At 68.9% G+C, this 18,875-nt stretch carries 16 protein-coding genes; 8 read left to right on the top strand and 8 right to left on the bottom strand.

Annotated elements, in window-relative coordinates:
- Positions 1 to 126 precede the first annotated feature (126 nt).
- The 4 genes from NOCYR_RS21345 to narI all read left to right on the top strand — a co-directional run bounded on the left by NOCYR_RS21345 (position 127) and on the right by narI (position 7,340).
- The gene (locus tag NOCYR_RS21345) at positions 127 to 3,861 is read left to right on the top strand and encodes a nitrate reductase subunit alpha (RefSeq protein ID WP_014352483.1); all 3,735 of its coding nucleotides are present in this window, start codon (positions 127 to 129) and stop codon (positions 3,859 to 3,861) included.
- An 11-nt stretch (positions 3,862 to 3,872) separates the two neighbouring features.
- Positions 3,873 to 5,684 (top strand): nitrate reductase subunit beta, encoded by a 1,812-nt coding sequence (narH, locus tag NOCYR_RS21350; protein WP_228792692.1) that lies wholly within the window; start codon positions 3,873 to 3,875, stop codon positions 5,682 to 5,684.
- A 220-nt stretch (positions 5,685 to 5,904) separates the two neighbouring features.
- Positions 5,905 to 6,585: a nitrate reductase molybdenum cofactor assembly chaperone gene (gene narJ / locus NOCYR_RS21360; RefSeq protein ID WP_014352485.1), complete on the top strand. Its 681-nt coding sequence runs from the start codon at positions 5,905 to 5,907 to the stop codon at positions 6,583 to 6,585.
- Positions 6,582 to 7,340, top strand: coding sequence for a respiratory nitrate reductase subunit gamma (gene narI, locus NOCYR_RS21365; RefSeq protein WP_014352486.1), 759 nt, complete (start codon positions 6,582 to 6,584; stop codon positions 7,338 to 7,340). Before narJ ends, narI begins: the two co-directional genes overlap by 4 nt.
- Before the next feature lie 171 nt (positions 7,341 to 7,511).
- On the opposite strand, the gene NOCYR_RS21370 is transcribed toward narI, so the two are convergent.
- A complete protein-coding gene (locus NOCYR_RS21370; RefSeq protein ID WP_014352487.1) occupies positions 7,512 to 7,907 on the bottom strand; it encodes an ArsR/SmtB family transcription factor in 396 nt (131 codons plus the stop codon).
- Between the two features lie 36 nt (positions 7,908 to 7,943).
- Between NOCYR_RS21370 and NOCYR_RS21375 the strand changes: the two genes are divergently transcribed.
- A complete protein-coding gene (locus NOCYR_RS21375) occupies positions 7,944 to 9,317 on the top strand; it encodes an MFS transporter (protein ID WP_014352488.1) in 1,374 nt (457 codons plus the stop codon).
- Positions 9,318 to 9,327: 10 nt separating this feature from the next.
- Here NOCYR_RS21375 and NOCYR_RS21380 read toward each other — a convergent pair whose 3' ends face one another.
- On the bottom strand, positions 9,328 to 9,663 hold the full coding sequence (locus tag NOCYR_RS21380; protein ID WP_014352489.1) for a TfoX/Sxy family protein: 336 nt from the start codon (positions 9,661 to 9,663) through the stop codon (positions 9,328 to 9,330).
- Between the two features lie 71 nt (positions 9,664 to 9,734).
- Positions 9,735 to 10,190 carry a VOC family protein gene (locus NOCYR_RS21385; RefSeq protein ID WP_014352490.1) on the bottom strand — a complete coding sequence of 152 codons (456 nt, stop codon included), beginning with the start codon at positions 10,188 to 10,190 and terminating at the stop codon, positions 9,735 to 9,737.
- Between the two features lie 159 nt (positions 10,191 to 10,349).
- Between NOCYR_RS21385 and NOCYR_RS21390 the strand changes: the two genes are divergently transcribed.
- The 3 genes from NOCYR_RS21390 to NOCYR_RS21400 all read left to right on the top strand — a co-directional run bounded on the left by NOCYR_RS21390 (position 10,350) and on the right by NOCYR_RS21400 (position 12,568).
- Complete coding sequence (locus tag NOCYR_RS21390) at positions 10,350 to 10,709, top strand: VOC family protein (protein WP_014352491.1); 360 nt, start codon at positions 10,350 to 10,352, stop codon at positions 10,707 to 10,709.
- Positions 10,706 to 11,803, top strand: a complete 1,098-nt coding sequence (locus tag NOCYR_RS21395; RefSeq protein WP_416382487.1) for a CapA family protein — start codon at positions 10,706 to 10,708, stop codon at positions 11,801 to 11,803. The genes NOCYR_RS21390 and NOCYR_RS21395 overlap by 4 nt, the downstream gene beginning before the upstream one ends.
- A gap of 126 nt (positions 11,804 to 11,929) precedes the next feature.
- Positions 11,930 to 12,568 carry an NUDIX hydrolase gene (locus tag NOCYR_RS21400; protein ID WP_014352493.1) on the top strand — a complete coding sequence of 213 codons (639 nt, stop codon included), beginning with the start codon at positions 11,930 to 11,932 and terminating at the stop codon, positions 12,566 to 12,568.
- Positions 12,569 to 12,577: 9 nt separating this feature from the next.
- Here the strand turns inward: NOCYR_RS21400 and NOCYR_RS21405 are convergent, their stop codons facing one another.
- From NOCYR_RS21405 to nirB, 5 genes are all read right to left on the bottom strand, one after another.
- Positions 12,578 to 13,579, bottom strand: coding sequence for an alpha/beta hydrolase (locus NOCYR_RS21405; protein WP_014352494.1), 1,002 nt, complete (start codon positions 13,577 to 13,579; stop codon positions 12,578 to 12,580).
- 228 nt (positions 13,580 to 13,807) lie between these two features.
- Positions 13,808 to 14,563: a sirohydrochlorin chelatase gene (locus NOCYR_RS21410; RefSeq protein ID WP_014352495.1), complete on the bottom strand. Its 756-nt coding sequence runs from the start codon at positions 14,561 to 14,563 to the stop codon at positions 13,808 to 13,810.
- Positions 14,560 to 15,780, bottom strand: coding sequence for a uroporphyrinogen-III synthase (locus tag NOCYR_RS21415; RefSeq protein ID WP_014352496.1), 1,221 nt, complete (start codon positions 15,778 to 15,780; stop codon positions 14,560 to 14,562). Before NOCYR_RS21415 ends, NOCYR_RS21410 begins: the two co-directional genes overlap by 4 nt.
- Positions 15,777 to 16,178 carry a nitrite reductase small subunit NirD gene (gene nirD / locus NOCYR_RS21420; protein WP_014352497.1) on the bottom strand — a complete coding sequence of 134 codons (402 nt, stop codon included), beginning with the start codon at positions 16,176 to 16,178 and terminating at the stop codon, positions 15,777 to 15,779. The genes NOCYR_RS21415 and nirD overlap by 4 nt, the downstream gene beginning before the upstream one ends.
- A gap of 144 nt (positions 16,179 to 16,322) precedes the next feature.
- On the bottom strand, positions 16,323 to 18,872 hold the full coding sequence (gene nirB / locus NOCYR_RS21425; protein ID WP_014352498.1) for a nitrite reductase large subunit NirB: 2,550 nt from the start codon (positions 18,870 to 18,872) through the stop codon (positions 16,323 to 16,325).
- Positions 18,873 to 18,875: the final 3 nt, after the last annotated feature.

Genomic DNA, 18,875 nt, shown 5'->3' on the forward strand with positions numbered 1-18,875 from the left:
CCGGGTTGCGCCGGCCTCACAGCTCACAATGGCGCTCTGCGCGCTGTGAGAGATTCGTTTGGACGCCGCTCGCCGCCTCCTTACAGTCGCTACATCAGCCCGATTTCACCGCTCGAAGGGGGCGTCGTGGTTAATTCACGCACTCAGGGTTCCGCGCCCTCCGATTCGGCTCACCGGCCCGACGCCGGCGACGCGCTCCTGCGGCTGGGCAAATACTTCAACAAGGGCGAAGTATCGGCCGACCATCGCACGCTGCACAAGACCGGCGGCCGCAGCGCCGACGAGTTCTATCGCGACCGCTGGTCCCACGACAAGGTGGTGCGTTCGACGCACGGCGTCAACTGCACCGGTTCGTGTTCCTGGAAGATCTACGTCAAAGACGGTGTGATCACCTGGGAGTCGCAGCAGACCGACTACCCCTCGGTCGGTTCGGACAAGCCCGAGTACGAGCCGCGCGGCTGCCCGCGTGGTGCGTCGTTCTCCTGGTACACCTACTCCCCCGCCCGGGTCCGTTACCCGTACGTGCGTGGCACCTTGCTGGAGCTGTACCGCGAGGCCAAGTCGCGCCTGAAGGATCCGGTGCTGGCCTGGGGCGAGATCGTCGAAGACCCGGAAAAGTCCGCGGCGTACAAGGCCGCTCGCGGTAAGGGTGGCTTCGTGCGCGCGGAATGGTGGGAAGCCGCCGAGATCGCTGCCGCCGCACACGTGTACACGATCAAGCAGTATGGGCCGGACCGCGTGGCCGGCTTCTCGCCCATCCCGGCCATGTCGATGGTCAGCCATGCGGTGGGCGCTCGGTTCATCTCGCTGCTCGGCGGCTCCATGCTGTCGTTCTACGACTGGTACGCCGACCTGCCGGTGGCCTCACCGCAGGTGTTCGGCGACCAGACCGACGTCCCGGAATCGGCCGACTGGTTCGACGCCGGCTACCTCATCATGTGGGGCTCCAACGTCCCGGTGACCCGGACCCCGGACGCGCACTACATGACCGAGGCCCGCTACCGCGGCCAGAAGGTCGTGGTGGTCTCCCCCGACTACGCCGACAACACCAAGTTCGCCGACGAATGGGTGCCCGCCCGCCCGGGCACCGACGCGGCACTGGCCATGGCCATGGGGCATGTGGTGCTCAAGGAGTTCTTCGTCGAGAAGTCCACCCCGCGCTTCCTCGACTACATCAAGCGCTACACCGACCTGCCCTACCTGATCACCCTCGACGAACGCGACGGCGTGTTCGTTCCCGGCAAGTTCCTCACCTCCGCCGATCTCGGCAGCGACGCCGAGGCCGCCGAGTTCCGCACCGTGCTGCTGGACGCCGACGGTAATCCGGTGGTGCCCAACGGTTCTCTCGGCGACCGCTTCGGCGAAGACGGCACCGGCCGCTGGAACCTCGACCTCGGGGACGTCGATCCCCTGCTGACCCTGCACGGCCGCACCGACGACGCTGCGGCCGTGCAGTTCCCTCGCTTCGACACCGATACCCCCGACGTGCTGACCCGCGGCGTGCCGACGATGTTCCTCGCGGGCAAGCGCGTCACCACCGTCTTCGACCTGCTGCTGGCCCAGTACGGCGTGGCCCGCAGCGGTCTGCCGGGCAGCTGGCCCACCGGCTTCGACGACCCCTCCGAGCCCTACACCCCGGCCTGGCAGGAGTCGATCACCGGCGTGCCCGCCAAGCAGGCCGCCCGCATCGCCCGCGAATTCGCCGATAACGCCGACCGTTCCGGCGGCCGTTCGATGATCCTGATGGGCGCCGGGACCAACCACTGGTTCCACTCCGATCAGATCTACCGTGCGTTCTTCACCCTGACGCTGCTCACCGGCTGCCAGGGCGTCAACGGCGGCGGCTGGGCGCATTACGTCGGCCAGGAGAAGTGCCGCCCGGTGACCGGCTGGTCGACGCTGGCCTTCGCGACCGATTGGCAGCGCCCGCCGCGGCAGATGCAGGGCACCGTGTTCTGGTACCTGACCAACGATCAGTGGCGCTACGACCCGTTCACCTCCGACACCTTCGCCTCCCCGCTGGGCGAGGGCCGGTTCGCGGGCCGCACGGCCGCCGACAATATCGCCCTGGCCAGCCGTCTCGGCTGGATGCCGACCTACCCGACCTTCGACCGCAACCCGCTGGATCTGGCCGATGAGGCCGAGCAGGCGGGCAAGTCGCCGGCCGAACACGTGGTGGACGGCCTGAAATCCGGTGAGCTGAACTTCGCCTGCGAAGACCCCGACGCACCGGAGAACTTCCCGCGCGTGCTCACCGTGTGGCGGGCCAACCTGCTCGGCTCCTCCGGTAAGGGCAACGAGTACTTCCAGAAGCATCTGCTCGGCTGCGGGTCCAACCTGCAAACCACCGACGCCACCGGCGTGCGCCCGCAGGAACTGAACTGGCGCGAGGAAGCGCCCACCGGCAAGCTGGATCTGCTGCTGTCGCTGGACTTCCGGATGACCAGCACCACCCTGTTCTCCGATATCGTGCTGCCCGCCGCCACCTGGTATGAGAAGCACGACCTGTCCAGCACGGATATGCACCCGTTCGTGCACGCCTTCTCCCCCGCGATTTCCCCGCCGTGGGAAGCCAAGACCGACTTCGACGCCTTCCACCGGATCGCGCGCGGTTTCTCCTGGATGGCGGAAAAGCATCTGGGCGTGCGCAAGGACATCGTCGCGGTGCCGTTGCAGCACGATTCGCCCGATGCCATGGCCCAGGCGGGCGGGCGTGTACTGGACTGGAAAGCCGGTGAGTGCGAACCGATTCCGGGTAAGACCATGCCGAAGCTGGTCGTCGTCGAACGCGATTACAGCAAGATCGCGGAGAAGATGGCCGCGCTCGGGCCGCTGGTCGAAACGCTGGGCCTGACCACCAAGGGCGTCACCACGCTGCCGGATCAGGAGGTCGAATACCTGGCGGGCATGAACGGCACGGTGGTGTCCGGGGTGGCGCAGGGACGTCCGTCGCTGGCCAAGGACACCCACGCCGCCGAGGCGATCCTGGCACTGTCGGGCACCACCAACGGCAGGCTCGCGGTGGAGGGCTTCGAGGCGCTGGAACGGCGCACCGGCACCGAGATGGCAGACTTGGCCGCCGAACACGAGGGCAAGCGGATCACCTTCGCCGACACCCAGGCCCGCCCGGTGCCCGTCATCACCTCACCGGAATGGTCCGGCAGTGAGACCGGTGGCCGCCGCTACTCCCCGTTCACCATCAATACCGAACGGCTCAAGCCCTGGCACACCCTCACCGGACGCCAGCACTTCTACCTCGACCACGACTGGATGATCGAACTCGGCGAACAGTTGCCGATCTTCCGGCCGCCGCTGGACATGACGGCGCTGTTCCGGGAGCCGAGCGTCGGCGAGGTCGGCGAACGCGGGGTGACGGTGCGCTATCTGACCCCGCATTCGAAGTGGTCGATCCACTCCGCCTACCAGGACAACCTGCACATGCTGACGCTCTCGCGCGGCGGGCAGACGATCTGGATGTCGGACAAGGACGCCGCCAAGATCGGGGTGGCCGACAACGATTGGATCGAGGCGATCAACCGCAACGGTGTGGTCGTCGCCCGCGCCATCGTCAGCCACCGGATGCCCGAGGGCACCGTGTTCATGTACCACGCCCAGGACCGCGCGGTGGACGTGCCGCGCATCGAAGGCCCCGACGACAGCGCGGCCTCCGGTAAGCCGTTCAACGGCAAGGGCAAGCGCGGCGGTATCCACAATGCGCTCACCCGGATCATGATCAAGCCCTCCCACCTCATCGGCGGCTACGCCCAGCAGTCGTTCGCCCTGAACTACCACGGGCCGACCGGAAACCAGCGCGACGAAGTCACCACCATTCGTCGGCGCAGCCAGGAAGTGGAGTACTAACTATGCGCGTCATGGCACAGCTGGCGATGGTCATGAACCTCGACAAATGCATCGGCTGCCACACCTGTTCGGTCACCTGCAAGCAGGCCTGGACCAACCGCGGCGGCACCGAGTACGTCTGGTTCAACAATGTGGAGACCCGGCCCGGTCAGGGCTACCCGCGCCAATATCAGGACCAGGAGAAGTGGAAGGGCGGCTGGGCGCTGAACAAGCGCGGCAAGCTGACTCTGAAGTCCGGTTCGCGAATGAAGCGGCTGCTCAACATCTTCGCCAACCCGGACCTGCCCACGGTCGAGGATTACTACGAACCGTGGAGCTATGACTACGACAACCTGCTGTCCTCACCGCCCACCGACACCACCCCGGTGGCCCGGCCGAAATCGCTGATCACCGGCGAGGACACCAAGGTCACCTGGGGCGCCAACTGGGACGACGACCTGGGCAGTGGGCCCGAGCAGGTCGGTAAGGACCCGCTGCTCGGCAAGCTCGAAGACAAGGTGAAACTGGAGTTCGAAGAGACCTTCATGTTCTACCTGCCGCGCATCTGCGAGCACTGCCTCAACCCTTCGTGTGCCGCGTCGTGCCCGTCGGGTGCGATCTACAAGCGCGCCGAGGACGGCATCGTGCTCGTCGACCAGGACAAATGCCGCGGTTGGCGGCAGTGCATCACCGGCTGCCCGTACAAGAAGATCTACTTCAACCACAAGACCGGCAAAGCCGAGAAATGCACGTTCTGCTATCCACGCGTGGAGGTCGGCATCCCGACCGTGTGCTCGGAGACCTGCGTCGGCCGGCTGCGCTACATCGGCGTGATGCTCTACGACGCCGACGCCGTGCTCGAGGCCGCCTCGGTCACCGACACCAAGGACCTCTACCCGTCGCAGCTGGGTGTGTTCCTCAACCCGCACGACCCGCGGGTGATCGCCGAGGCGGAACGCGCCGGCATCTCACCGGATTGGATTCAGGCCGCGCAGGATTCGCCGGTCTACAAGCTGATCGTCGACTACCAGATCGCGCTGCCACTGCATCCGGAATACCGGACCATGCCGATGGTCTGGTACGTGCCGCCGCTGTCGCCGGTGGTCGACGTGCTGTCGGAGACCGGCCACGACGCCGAGGACGTGGGCAACCTGTTCGGCGCCATCGACGCCCTGCGCATCCCGGTGGAGTACCTGGCCGAACTGTTCACCGCGGGCGAGATCGGCCCGGTGCGGGCGTCGTTGCAGCGGTTGGCGGCCATGCGCTCGTTCATGCGGTCGGTGAACCTCGGGATGGAGCCGGATCCGTCGATCGCGCCGTCGGTGCGGTTGGAGCCGGAAGAGATCGAGGCGATGTACCGGCTGCTGGCCATCGCCAAATACGAGCACCGCTACGTCATCCCGCAGGGCGCGACCTCCAAGGCGCACGAACTGGATTCGCTGGCCACCGGCTGCTCGCTCGACACCGACGGCGGACCCGGCATGACGGCGTTCGACCAGATGGTGGAGAAGTTCAGCCTCACCGACACCAATGCGGCTGCGCCCGAGGAGAAGTCGGGGCGGATCAATCTGTTGAACTGGGATGGGAAGAGCACTTCGGGGCTGCTGCCCAGCGCGAACGGGAACGGGGCTGCGGGGAACGGTTCGGCCGGCGACGGCTCGGCCGGCGACGGCTCGGCCGGAAACAGCTCGACCGGAAACAGCTCGACCCGCAACGGCTCGGCCGGAAACGGGCACGCGGTGAATGGGGCGGCGGGGAACGGGGCCAACGGCAGTGGCGTCGACGGCGCCGCAGGCGATGAGCTCGCCGACACCGCGGGCAGCGCGACGGGCGGACGGCAATGATCCGCCGAGAGCCGCTGTGCCGCGCCGCGACCAGCGCTTCCACCACGATGCGCAGCTGGGCACCGGGCCGGGTGCACTACCTCGCCGGTGCACAGGCGTCGCGGCCGATGTGGCTCGCGTGGTCGTCGACCGGCGGCGCCCACGCGGTGGTTCCCGCGACCTCCAGCCGTCACCCGCAGCCGCGTCCGGCGGCACGGCCGCCGATGACCGGAGGTCCGAAATGGCGCTGCTGAAGATCCGGCGTCGTCCGGAACCCGTTGTCGCCCTGAGTGATCGCGACCGTCGCCTGGTGTGGCGCACCGCCGCACTGCTGCTCGACTACCCGAGCGCGGACACATTGAAGGTGCTCGACCAGCTGGCCGACGCGGTGGCGCAGCTGCCCGAACCGGTGCGCTCGCAGCTCGAGGCCGTGGTGCTGCATCTGCGGACGACGCCGGCGCTGGAACTGGCCGCGCAGTACGTGGAAACCTTCGACATGCGCAGGCGCGCCAGCCTGCACCTGACCTTCTACGCCTACGGCGATACCCGCAAACGCGGGATGGCGCTGTTGCGGTTCAAGCACGCCTACCGGCACGCCGGGGTCGAACTCGGCGACGAGGAACTGCCCGACCACCTGCCGGTGCTGCTGGAGTTCGCGGCCACGGTCGACCCGATCGGCGGTGAGCGCCTGCTCGGTGAGCACGTGCCGGTACTGGAGCTGCTGCGGTTGTCGTTGTCGGACAGCGGTTCGGCGTATGCGGGAGTGCTCGCGGCCGTCGTCGCCACCCTGCCGCCGCTGACCACGGCCGACCGGCGCAAGATCGCCGAACTCGCCGCCCAGGGACCGCCGGAGGAAGAGGTCGGGCTCGACCCCTTCGCCATGGATCCCACGATGTTCGAACAAGCCGAAGGCCGTCGATGAACACTCCCCTGAACCTGCCGACCGAACTGTGGCTGATCCTGCCCTACATCGCCTTCACCTCGTTCGTGCTCGGCCACATCTGGCGCTACCGCAACGATCAATTCGGCTGGACCACACGGTCTTCGCAGGTCTACGAGAGCCGTCTGCTGCGGCTGGGCAGTCCCCTGTTCCACTTCGGCATGGTCGGCGTGTTCGGCGGTCATGTGCTCGGTGTGCTCATCCCCGAATCGTGGACCGAGGCCGTCGGCATCAGTGAGCACACCTATCACCTGATCGCTGTGGGCGCGGGTTCGGTGGCCGGGCTGTCGGTGCTGGCCGGCGTCGGCATCCTGCTCTACCGCCGCTTCACCGTGACCGCGGTCCGCAAGGCCACCACGGCCAACGACAAGCTGATGTACGCCCTGCTCACCGCCGCACTGGTGACCGGTCTGATGAACACCTGGGGCGCCAACCTGATCTTCGGCACCTACAACTACCGCGAAACCGTCTCCCCCTGGTTCCGCAGCCTGTTCACCCTCAACCCGCAGCCCGAACTGATGGTCGACACCCCCTGGCCCTTCCAGCTGCACGGCCTGGTCGTGCTGACCCTGGTGGCGCTGTGGCCCTACACGCGCCTGGTCCACATGTTCAGTGCACCCATCGGCTACCTGGTGCGGCCGTACGTGGTGTACCGCAGCAAGGAAGTCGCCGCCCCGGACAAGCGCCGCTACTCGCGGGCCTGGGATTCGCCGGTGACCCCGGAACGCTGGCGGTAGGTAGGCCGACCGACCGGACCGGCTTCGGGTTACGTCGCGAGACTCACCCCGCGGCGCCGCGGCGCATGCGTCCGGTCCTCCCTGACGGGCCTGTCGACGACGTCGGAGCCTTCACCTCCGTCAGTGATCGCGATTTCGCGGTCAATGGCGTGCGGCGTGTCTGCACCACCGCTATCGGTCCCGATCGACGACCCGATGCGTGATCGACGGCACGGCGGGATCCGCGCGGTGGTGCGGGGGCACTCCTGAGCCCGCGTGCTCGGCGTTGTGGATCGCATCGATCACCACCTGCCGGACGTGGTCGTTTTCGATGCTGTAGTACACCGTGGTGCCCGCGCGGCGGGTGCGGACCAGGCGGGCCATCCGGAGTTTGGCCAGGTGCTGGGATACCGAGGCGGCGGGCTTCTCGACGTACTCGGCCAGTTCGTTGACCGACAGTTCGCCGCTGGTCAGGGCCCAGAGCACCTTGATCCGGGTGCCGTCGGCGAGCATGCGGAAGATCTCCACGACCAGGTCCAGTTCGTCGTCGGGAATACGTGGCGGCAGTTTCTTGCTATCTGCATCCATACGTAGATAATAGACCTCGTAGGAAGCAGGAGTCCGATGATCACCTCATTGTTCGCCAACCGCGACTATCTGCGGTTGTTCACCGCCCAGGTGTCCGCGCTGTTCGGCACCGGGCTCACCACCGTGGCGCTCGGCCTGCTCGCCTACGAACTCGCCGGCGCCGACGCGGCGGCGGTACTCGGCATCGCGCTCACCATCAAGATGCTGGTGTACGTGACGGTCGCGCCGATCGTCGGCGCCTACGCCGACCGGCTCCCGCGCCGGACGTTCCTGGTCGGACTCCATGTGATCCGCGCGCTGGTGGTGCTGGCGCTGCCGTTCATCGACCAGATCTGGCAGATCTACGTCCTGATCGCGGTGCTGCAAACCGCCTCGGCCGCCTACACCCCGACCTACCAGGCGATCATTCCCGACATCCTGCCCGATGAGCGCCAGTACACCCGGGCGCTGTCGGCCGCCCAGCTGGCCGCCACGATGGAGACCCTGCTCAGCCCGCTGCTCGCCGCGGCGGCGCTGGCGCTGGTCAGCTTCCACTGGCTGTTCGTCGGTACCGCGATCGGTTTCGTCGCCTCGGCGCTGCTGGTGATCGTCACGCGGATACCGGAGGCGGGCGCCACCGACGGCGGTTCCTTCGTGGACCGGATCTCGGTGGGCATGAAGATCTTCGCCGCGACGCCACGGCTGCGCGGGCTGCTCGGCCTGAACCTGGTGGTGGCCGCCGCGGGTTCGGTGGTCATGGTCAACACCGTGAACTACGTGCGCGACACCCTGGGCGGTACGCAGTCCGGTGTGGCGATGTTGCTGGCCGCCAACGGGTTCGGCACCATGCTCATCGCGCTGTCGCTACCCCGGGCGTTGGACCGCGTCGGCGCCCGCCCGGTCATGCTGGCCGGCGCCGCCGGTCTGCTCGCCGGACTGGGTGCGGCCATCGCCCTGTCGACGGCCGCCGGCGGCGAATGGCGTTGGGGCGCGGTGCTCGCGGTCTGGACGCTGATCGGCGCGGGCACCGCCGCGGTGCTGACGCCCACGGGTCAGGTGTTGCGGCGCTCCTCGCGTCCGGCCGACCGCCCGGCCCTGTTCGCGGCACAGTTCTCGCTGTCGCACGTGGCCTGGTTGATCACCTACCCGATCACCGGATGGCTCAGCACCACAGCAGGTTTCACTCTGACCTGGGCCACCCTGGCCGGATTCGCCGCCGTCGGCCTCGCCGTCGCGCTGCGCGCCTGGCCGCGGCACGATCCCGCGGTGATCACCCACCTGCACGAAGTGGGCAGCATCGATCCGGCCCGGCTGACCGACGCCGTGCGGGTGAGCGACCGGCTCTACCAGCACACGCACGAGTTCGTCATCGATGCCGAGCACCCGCGCTGGCCGAATCGGGACGGCCGGGTCCTGGCCCTGGCAGGGTGAGGCCGCCCGCTCACTCCTTCGGCGGGAGCGAGCGGGCGAACCCGACTCCCCGGTCGACCCATTCGCGCAGCCGGGTGTCGTCCTCGACGTGGGTCGCGGACACCCGCACCCACCCCGTCATCTCCCGGGAACCCATCACCGCCTGCTGAACCGCGTCGTCGTCGATGAGCTGTTCGCATAGTTGCGGACCGACCCGGACCAGCAGCCCGCCCTTCCCGCTGACGGCCAGCGTCATATTGCCGTCGAACAGGAACGACAGCCCGCCGAACATCTTGCGTTCGGCGACGGTCGGGCCGGGTGCGATGAGGTCGCGGATGCGTTCGGCCAATTCCTCGTCGTATGCCATGGGTCACAGTGTGGACCCGGGCACCGACATCCCGGACCCGATCGAGCGCGGGTCCGGGACCTGACGGCAGCTCAGGCGCGGTCGTAGGCGTCCTGCAAAGCCTGGGCATCGAGCTTGGACATGGTGCGCAGGGCCGTGCCGACGGCGATGGTCTTGGCGGGATCGTCGCCACTCATCAGCTTGCTCAGCACCCGAGGCACCACCTGCCAGGACAATCCGTAGCGGTCGGTGAGCCAGCCGCACGGCCCGGGTTCGCCGCCCTCGGTGAGCAGCTCCCACAGCCGGTCGACCTCCTCTTGGGTATCGACCACGATCTGCAGCGAGGCGGCGTCGGTGTGCGGGTGGCCCGGCCCGCCGTTCATCAGGGTGACCGCGTGACCGTCGAGGTCGAGCTCGACGATGAAGGCCGAGCCGTCGGCAGTGCGGCTGATATCGACCACCCGCGAATTCGGCACCACGGACGCGTAGAAGGTGCCGGCTTCTTCGGCCGCGTTGTCGAACCACAGGAAGGTAGTGATGCTGGACATGGTGTTCTCCTCTGCTCGCTGTGACGTGCTGTCATCCGGTAGTCGGAGCCACGACGAGCCTCTCGACACATCTCGGCGAATTTTTCCGAGAGATTTTCTCGGGATTCCGCGCCGGCCGGACCGGACCACAACTATCTCTCGCACTGATAGCGTTTCGACATGATCACCGGAGCGCATTCCATCATCTACGCCAGTGACGCCGAGGCCGCGCGCGCGTTCTTCCGTGACGTGCTCGGCCTGGCCCATGTGGATGCCGGGCACGGCTGGCTGATCTTCAAATCCCCGCCCGCCGAGCTGGCCGTGCACCCGACCGGACCGGGCGACGGCGGCCGCACCGAGATGTACCTGATGTGCGACGACCTGGCCGCCACCATCGCCGACCTGCGAGCCAAGGGCGTCGAGGTCGCCGACGACGTCGAGGAGGCCGGCTGGGGCCGGGTCACCAGGGTGACGGTGCCGGGCGCGGGCGAGATCGGCCTCTATGAGCCGCTGCATCCGACCGCCAACGACCTGGACTGACCGGCGGGCGCATGCCGGTCACGGTCCTGCTGGGCGGCGACGTCATGCTCGGTCGTGGCGTCGACCAGATCCTGCCCCGACCTGGCCGCCCGGAGCTGCGCGAGCCGTGGGTGCACGACGCCCGAAGCTACGTCGAAGCGGCGGAGCGGGTGAACGGCCCCATTCCGCGCCCGGTCGCCGTCGACTGGCCGTGGGGCGAGGTGCCGCGCGTCCTCGACGACCTCGCACCCGATCTCCGCCTCCTCAATCTGGAAACCGCGATCACCGCCGACGGCGACTTCGACCCGGACAAAGGCATCCACTACCGGATGCATCCGGGCAATATCGGGGCGCTCACCGCGATCGCGCCCAGCGCCTGCGCGCTCGGCAACAACCACGCCCTCGATTTCGGGCGGCCGGGTCTGCTCGACACCCTCGATACCTTGGCCGGCGCGCACGTGCAGGCGGTGGGTGCGGGCCGGGATCTGGCAACCGCCCGCACCCCCGCGATCCTGCCGCTCAGCAACGGGCGCCGGGCATTGGTCGTCTCCGTGGGCGCCCGATCCAGCGGTGTGCCCAGGTCGTGGGCGGCGGGTGCGGACCGGCCCGGACTGTGGTGGATCGATCATCCCGGTGCGCGTGGCGCCGAGGAGATCGCCGCCGAGCTGTCGGCGCATCGGCGCACCGGGGACGTGCTGATCGTGTCGGTGCATTGGGGACCCAATTGGGGTTACGGAATCAGCAGGAGCGAACAGGAATTCGCGCGCCGGTTGATCGAGGCGGGGGTCGATATCGTGCACGGGCATTCGGCGCACCATCCCCGGCCGATCGAGGTGTATCGCGGTAAGGCGATCCTGTACGGCTGCGGCGACGTCATCGATGACTATGAGGGCATCGGCGGGCACGAGTCGTATCGGCCGGAGCTGCGCCTGTTGTATCTGGTCACCGTCGACGGCGGGACCACCGTGCGGATGCTCCCGCTGTGTGTGCGCCGGATTCAGTTGCGCCGCGCGGGCGGCACGCACACGCGCTGGTTACGGGATCGGCTCGCGGACATCAGCGCGCCGTTCGGCACTCGGGTGCGCCTGGACGAAGACGACCTGCTGACGATCTGATCGGCGCACGCGCACCTCCCGCACAGTGAGCGGCTGGGTTGCCGGGCTGGATTCGGCCGGCGCTATCGTCGGATGAATACCGGTCACCGGCCGGCCACGACGATCCATACGTGATGAGGTGCGCGGATGTCCGACAGCGGCGCGAAGCCATGGGCGAAACGGTCCGATGACGACACCCGATCCGCACTGGCCGACGCACTGAGCCTGTTCCCGCGCCGAGCCGTCGAACCGAACGGCTACAAACCCGCCGCAGTGGCCATCGCCATCGTGACCGGCCCGGACGGACTCGGAATGTGGCTGACCGAACGGGCACCGACACTGCGGGCCCATGCCGGACAGTTCGCCCTCCCCGGTGGGCGGCTGGACGCCGGTGAGGACACGATCGCGGCGGCCCTGCGCGAACTGCACGAGGAACTCGGTGTCGAACTGCAACACTCCGACGTCCTCGGCCTACTCGACGACTACCCGACCAGATCCGGCTACCTCATGACGCCGGTGGTGGTGTGGGCGGGCGCCGATCCGGACCTGCGACCGAACCCGGCCGAAGTGGCGGTCGTGCACCGGATTTCATTCACCGAACTCGATGTCGCGCCCGAGTTCGCCCGCATCGACGGGTCCGATCGGCCGCTGATCCGGCTGCCGCTGCTCGGCGGTCACCTGCACGCGCCGACCGCGGCGATCATGTATCAGTTCCGTGAGGTGGCGCTGCATCGGCGGCATACCAGGGTCGATCACATCGAGCAGCCCCGTTTCGCCTGGGAGTGAGGCGGCCTCCTACACCCCGAGCGCGGGGGCGAACACCGACCACGACTGGTGCATATCGTCCTGCCAGTACTGCCAGGCATGCGTGCCCGGCCGCAGGTTCACTGTCGCCGGGATGCGCTGCGCGGCGAGGCTGTCCACCAGTGGGCGGGTGCACCCGCTCACGAAGGCCTCCATCGCACCGCCGACGAGCATGCGATCGGCCAGCTTGATCGGATTGCCGTTGATATCGGGCGAGGCGAGGGTTTCGTGCACGCCCGGGCCGCCGTTACCGGAGGAGACGTAGACCGCGAGCCCGCGCAACCGGTCCAGGTGCAGCATCGGATCGTGCTCGGCCCAGGCCGGATGCCCTGGCGGACCCCACATATTGGCGGCATTGGCACCGAACACGCCGAGCTGGGTGAACACGGTGGCCACCGCCATCGGATCACTGGTGCGGGTGCAGCCGCTGAACGCGCCGACCGCCTGGTAGAGGCCGGGCGAGCGGATCGCCAGGTTCAGCGCCGAGGTGGCCGACATCGACAGTCCCGCAACGGCATTGCGTCCCGTCGTCTGGAACCGCTCGGCCAGCAGCGGCGGCAACTCGCGGCTCAGGAACGTCTCCCACTGATTGCGGCCGAGCACCGGGTCGTCGGCGAGCCAGTCGGTGTAGTAGCTGGCCCGCCCGCCCATCGGCACCACCACATTGACGTGTTTGTCCGAGAAGAATTGCGCCACATCGGTGCGCCGCGTCCACGGCCCGCCGTCCTCGCCGCCGTCCACCGCGTTCAGCAGATACAGCGTCGGCGCACCCGCGCCCGGATGTGACATCCACAGCGTGATCGGCCGGTTCATGGCCGCCGAGTGCACCACCACCTCCAGTTCACGACCACCCAGCGGCCGGACCGAGAGGATCGCGGAAGCACCGGGGGCGGCGGTGGCGGGAGCGGGAAAGATCACCGCCACCACGGCGGTGGGTAGCAGGAACGCGCCGAGCGCGAGCAGGGACACCAGGCATCGCGGGAGCCGGTACATGGTTGGTTTCTACCACGGGGTCGCGGCGTGCCCTCCGCAACGACCGGCGTGTTCGCCGAGCGTGTCGGTCCGGCACTCAGCGTTGCGCTGCCGGCCAGGCTCGGACGACGCGCGCTGGGTCACCGGCACGGTGATCGACGCGACCGGCGGCTCGGGCCTGTGAATCTGCACTCCGTGGGCGGGAGTACCAGGCGCCGGCCGCGACCCGAGGCAGGCGGGCCCGCTCGCTCACCGAACGCGGGTGCGCACCAATTCCCGTGCCCCGGCCCGGTACCGCTCCACGATCAATCGCACCACGGCCGGGTGGACGCCGATGGGTTCGGCGACGCCGTCGGCGCCTGCCTCGTGCAGGCGCTGGTGGAACAGGCCGTGGGCCAGCAGGTACGACGCGATGAAGACACGCTGGGCGCCGGTTTCGCGCAGTTCGGCGACGACCTCCGGCACGCGAGGCGCGCCGGTGGCGACGTAGGCGATGCGGACCGGGGTGCCGAGGTTCTCGGCGAGCATGCCGGCGGCGCGGCGGACGTCCTGGCGGGCGCGGGCGTCCGAGGAACCGGCGGCCGCGAAGACCACCGCGTCGCCGGGGCGCCAGCCCGCCGCGCGCAGGCGCAGGTGCATGATCCGGGCCAGGGCCGGGTCGGGGCCCATGGCCGGGGTCACCGCGACCGACGGGTGCGCGCTCTCGGCGATCTCCCGGGGCACGTCCTGGTAGACGTGGTAGCCCGAGGCCAGGAACGCCGGAACCGCCACGGCCGGAACGGATTCCGCACGGTCGGCCAGATCACGCAGCACCTCCGACGGCGAGGGGCCGAGGACGTCGACGAACGCGGTGCGCACGCGGGGCACGCCGCCGAATTCCGCGCTGCCGTCGAGGGCCGGGCGGTCGAGCTCGCGCGCCACCGCCTCGGCCAGGCTCGCGATCATCTGCACGCCCTTAGTGCTGCGGGTGCCGTGCGCCACCAGCACCAGGGCGGGCGCGCTCACCACGTGACCGCCTGGGCAAAGCGCGGTGCCCGGGTCGGCGTTCCGACTCCGGGCACCACGGGACGTGGGTTGTTGTCGGTACATTCGGCCGGGTCGAGCGCCAATCGGTAGCCGCGTTTGACCACGGTCTGAATGGCCTTGGGCGTGCCCAGACCCGCACGAAGACGGGCGATCGCCGTCTCCACCGCATGGGTGTCGTCACCGCCGCCGGGCAGGGCCGCCAGCAGATCCTCCCGGGACACGACGCGGCCGGGCTGACGGGCCAGCGAACGCATCAACGACATCGGCGCGGGCGCGAGCTGACGGACGACGCCGTCGACCACCACACACCCGCCGCGCACACTGATGGTGTGCCCGGCCGCGTGAATCCGGTTGGCGCGCCGCGGCAGTTCCTCGGCGACGTGCCGGGCCAGCGCACCGAGCCGGGCCCGCGCGGGCATCGACGTCGGCACCCCCAGCTCCTCCAGCGGCGCCGCGGTGATCGGGCCGACACAGGCGGCCAGCACCCGCCCGCGCAGGGCGTGCAGCAGGCCCTCGATCATCCCGGTTTCCTTGGCGCGCATCAACATCGACGCCACGGCGGGCGCGCTGGTGAAGGTGACGCAGTCCAGGTTCGAGGTGACGATGGCCTCGATCAGCTGATCCATCGGGCCTTGATCGGCGGGCGGGGTCCAGCGATACACCGGCACCGGCACCACATCGGCGCCGGCGCAACGCAATACCTCGCAGAAGTCGGGAACCGGCTCCCATTCGGTGGTCGCGCCGTGCAGCTGCACCGCGATGCGCACACCTTCCACGCCTTCGGCCAGCAGGTGGTCGAGCACCTCGGCCGAGGACTCCGACGCCGGCGACCATTCCTCGCGCAGTTCGGCAGCGCGGATGGCGCCCTTGGCCTTCGGGCCGCGGGCCACCACCCGGGTGCACGCCAGCGTGGCGCGCAGCTGTTCGGCCAGGCCCCAGCCTTCGGCGGCCTCCATCCAGCCGCGGAAACCGATACCGGTGGTGGCGACGGTGATCTGCGGCGGATCGTCGACGAGCCGGCGGGTGACCCGTTCCAGTTCGTTGTCGTCGGCCAGCGGGATGATGCGGATGGCGGGCGCGGACATGATGGTCGCGCCGCGCCGGGTGAGCAGGGTGGCGAACTCTTCGGAACGCCGGGCGGCCGTGACTCCGACCGTGAAGCCCGCGAGCGACGCGCCCGCGTCGGGAGTCGTCATGCCGATCCGTCCATGTCCGTACCGCCGACGACGGGTTCATTCGACACCGAGACGATGCCGTCGTCGACGCGCACCCGGTAGACCGGCAGCGACACCGACTCATCGTCCAGGCAGCGGCCGTCGATCAGCGAGAACGCCTGCTTGAGCAGCGGCGAAGCCACCACGGGCACACCGCCGCGGTCGCCGATGATGCCGCGCGACATCACCGCGGCCCGGCCGAACGGATCGATATTGCCGACGGCGTACACCGCGCCGTCGGAATGCAGGAACAGTGCGGCCTGGCGGCCGCCCTTCAGCAACACCGCAACGCCGCGGCCTGGGATCAGGTAGTCGAGACGGCAGGCCTGGGTCCATCCGGTGGTGGCCGGGGCAATGCCGGTGGTTTCGATCACGGTCATCGGGGTTCTCCTCCAAACGCCTTACTCATTGGTACCGGCGCCCTGTTTCCTCGCGGTTAAGCAGTCATTTCCCGGGCGTAGCAGTTGCGGCGGGCATATCCGGCAGGCTGCCCCGTCGCGGCCTGCCCGCCACGCCCTCCGTGGTTACGCTCCGCTGCCGCCTCCGGGCATGTCGGGCAGCCCGAGCAGCACCGGCACCTTCCGCTCGCCGCTGTCGTCGAACGAGATGGTCGGGTCGGCTTCTTCGGGCGCGTTGACGAAGGACACGAAGCGCGAGAGCTTGTCCTCGTCCTCGAGCACCGCGGCCCATTCGTCGCGGTAACCGGCCACATGCTTGGCCATGGCCGCTTCCAGGTCGGCGGCGATGCCGAGGCTGTCCTCGCAGACGACCTGCTTGACGTAGTCGATGCCGCCTTCCAGCGATTCCTGCCACGGCGCGGTGCGCTGCAGCCGGTCGGCGGTGCGGATGTAGAACATCAAGTAGCGGTCGATGTAGGAGATCAGCGTCTCGTCGTCGAGCTCGCCGGCCAGCAGCACCGCGTGCTTCGGGGTGAGGCCGCCGTTTCCGCCGACGTAGAGGTTCCAGCCGTTCTCGGTGGCGATGACGCCGACGTCCTTACCGCGCGCCTCCGCGCACTCGCGGGCACAGCCCGAGACGGCCAGCTTCAGCTTGTGCGGCGAGCGCAAGCCGCGGTAGCGCTTCTCCAGCAGTACGGCCATGCCGACCGAATCCTGCTGGCCGTAGCGGCACCAGGTCGAACCCACGCAGCTCTTGACCGTGCGCAGCGACTTGCCGTACGCGTGACCGGATTCCATGCCCGCGTCGACCAGGCGCTTCCAGATCAGCGGCAGCTGATCGACCCGCGCGCCGAACAGGTCGATGCGCTGACCACCGGTGACCTTGACGTAGAGGTCGAATTCCTTGGCCACCTCACCGATCACGATCAGCTGCTCGGCGGTGACCTCACCACCGGGCATCCGCGGCACCACCGAGTAGGTGCCGTTCTTCTGCAGGTTGGCCAGGAAGTGGTCGTTGGTGTCCTGCAATGCGGCCTGCTCGCCGTCGAGGATGTGATCGCTCGAGGTCGAGGCCAGGATGGAGGCCACCGTCGGCTTGCAGATATCGCAGCCGGTGCCCGTGCCGTACTTGCCGATCAGCTCGGAGAAGGTGCGGATGCCGGTGACCTGGACGATGTCGAACAGTTCGGCGCGCGACTGTTCGAAGTGCTCGCACAGCGCCTTCGACATCTCCACGCCGGACTGCTCGAGCAGCTTCTTGATCATCGGCACACAGCCACCACACGAGGTGCCCGCGTTGGTGCAGCTCTTGACGCCGGCGATATCGCAGGCGCCCTCGGCGATCGCGCCGCAGATGGCGCCCTTGCTGACGTTGTTGCAGGAGCAGATCTGCGCGTCGTCGGGCAGGGCGTCGGCGCCGAGTTCGGCACCGGCCGGGGAGATCAGCGCGGCGGGCTCGGCCGGCAGCGGGCGGCCGACCAGCGGGCGCAGGGCCGCGTACTGGGAGGCGTCGCCGACCAGGATGCCGCCGAGCAGGGTCTGCGCGTCATCGGAGATGACCAGCTTGGCGTAGGTGCCCTTGGCGGCGTCGTGCAGCACCACCGACAACGCGCCCTCGGTGGTGCCGTGCGCGTCACCGAAGCTGGCGACGTCGACGCCGAGCAGCTTCAGCTTGGTGGACATATCGGCGCCGGGGAACTCCCCCGCCCCGCCGAGCAGCCGGTCGGCCACGATCTCGGCGGTGGTGTAGCCGGGCGCCACCAGGCCGTAGCAGACGCCCTCGACCGCGGCGCACTCACCGACGGCGTAGATGTTCGGGTCGGAGGTCTGCAAGCCCAGGTCGGTGATGATGCCGCCGCGCGGGCCCACCTCGAGGCCGGCCTCGCGGGCGATCTCGTCGCGCGGGCGGATACCGGCGGAGAACACCACCATCGCGGCATCGATGGTGCTCTCGTCGGACAGGGTGACCTTCAGCTTGGTGGCCGGGTCGGCGCCGTCGACGGTTTCGATCGAGGAGGTGCCGACACCGGTGTGCACGTGCAGGCCCAGATCGGAGACCAGCTTCTCCAGGATGGCGCCACCGCCGGCGTCGACCTGGGCCGGCATCAGCCGGTCGGCGAACTCGACCACGTGCGGGGTCATGCCCAGCAGGCGCAGCGCGTTGGCCGCCTCCAGGCCCAGCAGACCACCACCGACGACCACACCGTGCGCACCCGGACCGGCCGCCGCGGCGGTGTCACGGATGCCATCGAGATCGTCGAGGGTGCGGTAGACGAAGCAGCCCTCGCTGTCGTGGCCGGGCACCGGCGGCACGAAGGCGTAGGAGCCGGTGGCCAGTACCAGCGCGTCGTAGCCGATGGTCTCACCGGTGGAGGTGGTGATCTTGCGGGCGGCCCGGTCGATGGATTCGGCCCGCTGGCCCAGCCGCAGCTCGACCAGATCGTCACCGGCGTACTCGTTACCGGGCAGCGCGAGCGCGCTCGCGTCCCAGGCGCCGACGTAGGACGACAGTCCGACGCGGTCGTAGGCGGCCAGCTTCTCCTCGCTGAGGATCACGACCTGCCACTGGCCGGCCTCGTCGCGGGAGCGCAGCGCCTCCACGAACCGGTGACCGACCATGCCATGGCCTGCGACCACCACGGTCTTGCGCTGAGTGGGTTCGACTGTCGAGTTCATGAC

The organism is Nocardia cyriacigeorgica GUH-2, assembly GCF_000284035.1.
In the GTDB taxonomy this organism is placed as follows: domain Bacteria; phylum Actinomycetota; class Actinomycetes; order Mycobacteriales; family Mycobacteriaceae; genus Nocardia; species Nocardia cyriacigeorgica_B.

Excerpts from the sequence above, each read along its gene's own strand:
- narH (WP_228792692.1), top strand. The coding sequence starts at position 3,873 with ATGGCACAGCTGGCGATGGTCATGAACCTCGACAAATGCATCGGCTGC.
- narJ (WP_014352485.1), top strand. The coding sequence starts at position 5,905 with ATGGCGCTGCTGAAGATCCGGCGTCGTCCGGAACCCGTTGTCGCCCTG.
- narI (WP_014352486.1), top strand. The coding sequence starts at position 6,582 with ATGAACACTCCCCTGAACCTGCCGACCGAACTGTGGCTGATCCTGCCC.
- NOCYR_RS21370 (WP_014352487.1), bottom strand. The coding sequence starts at position 7,907 with ATGGATGCAGATAGCAAGAAACTGCCGCCACGTATTCCCGACGACGAA.
- NOCYR_RS21375 (WP_014352488.1), top strand. The coding sequence starts at position 7,944 with ATGATCACCTCATTGTTCGCCAACCGCGACTATCTGCGGTTGTTCACC.
- NOCYR_RS21380 (WP_014352489.1), bottom strand. The coding sequence starts at position 9,663 with ATGGCATACGACGAGGAATTGGCCGAACGCATCCGCGACCTCATCGCA.
- NOCYR_RS21385 (WP_014352490.1), bottom strand. The coding sequence starts at position 10,190 with ATGTCCAGCATCACTACCTTCCTGTGGTTCGACAACGCGGCCGAAGAA.
- NOCYR_RS21390 (WP_014352491.1), top strand. The coding sequence starts at position 10,350 with ATGATCACCGGAGCGCATTCCATCATCTACGCCAGTGACGCCGAGGCC.
- NOCYR_RS21400 (WP_014352493.1), top strand. The coding sequence starts at position 11,930 with ATGTCCGACAGCGGCGCGAAGCCATGGGCGAAACGGTCCGATGACGAC.
- NOCYR_RS21405 (WP_014352494.1), bottom strand. The coding sequence starts at position 13,579 with ATGTACCGGCTCCCGCGATGCCTGGTGTCCCTGCTCGCGCTCGGCGCG.
- NOCYR_RS21415 (WP_014352496.1), bottom strand. The coding sequence starts at position 15,780 with ATGACGACTCCCGACGCGGGCGCGTCGCTCGCGGGCTTCACGGTCGGA.
- nirD (WP_014352497.1), bottom strand. The coding sequence starts at position 16,178 with ATGACCGTGATCGAAACCACCGGCATTGCCCCGGCCACCACCGGATGG.
- nirB (WP_014352498.1), bottom strand. The coding sequence starts at position 18,872 with ATGAACTCGACAGTCGAACCCACTCAGCGCAAGACCGTGGTGGTCGCA.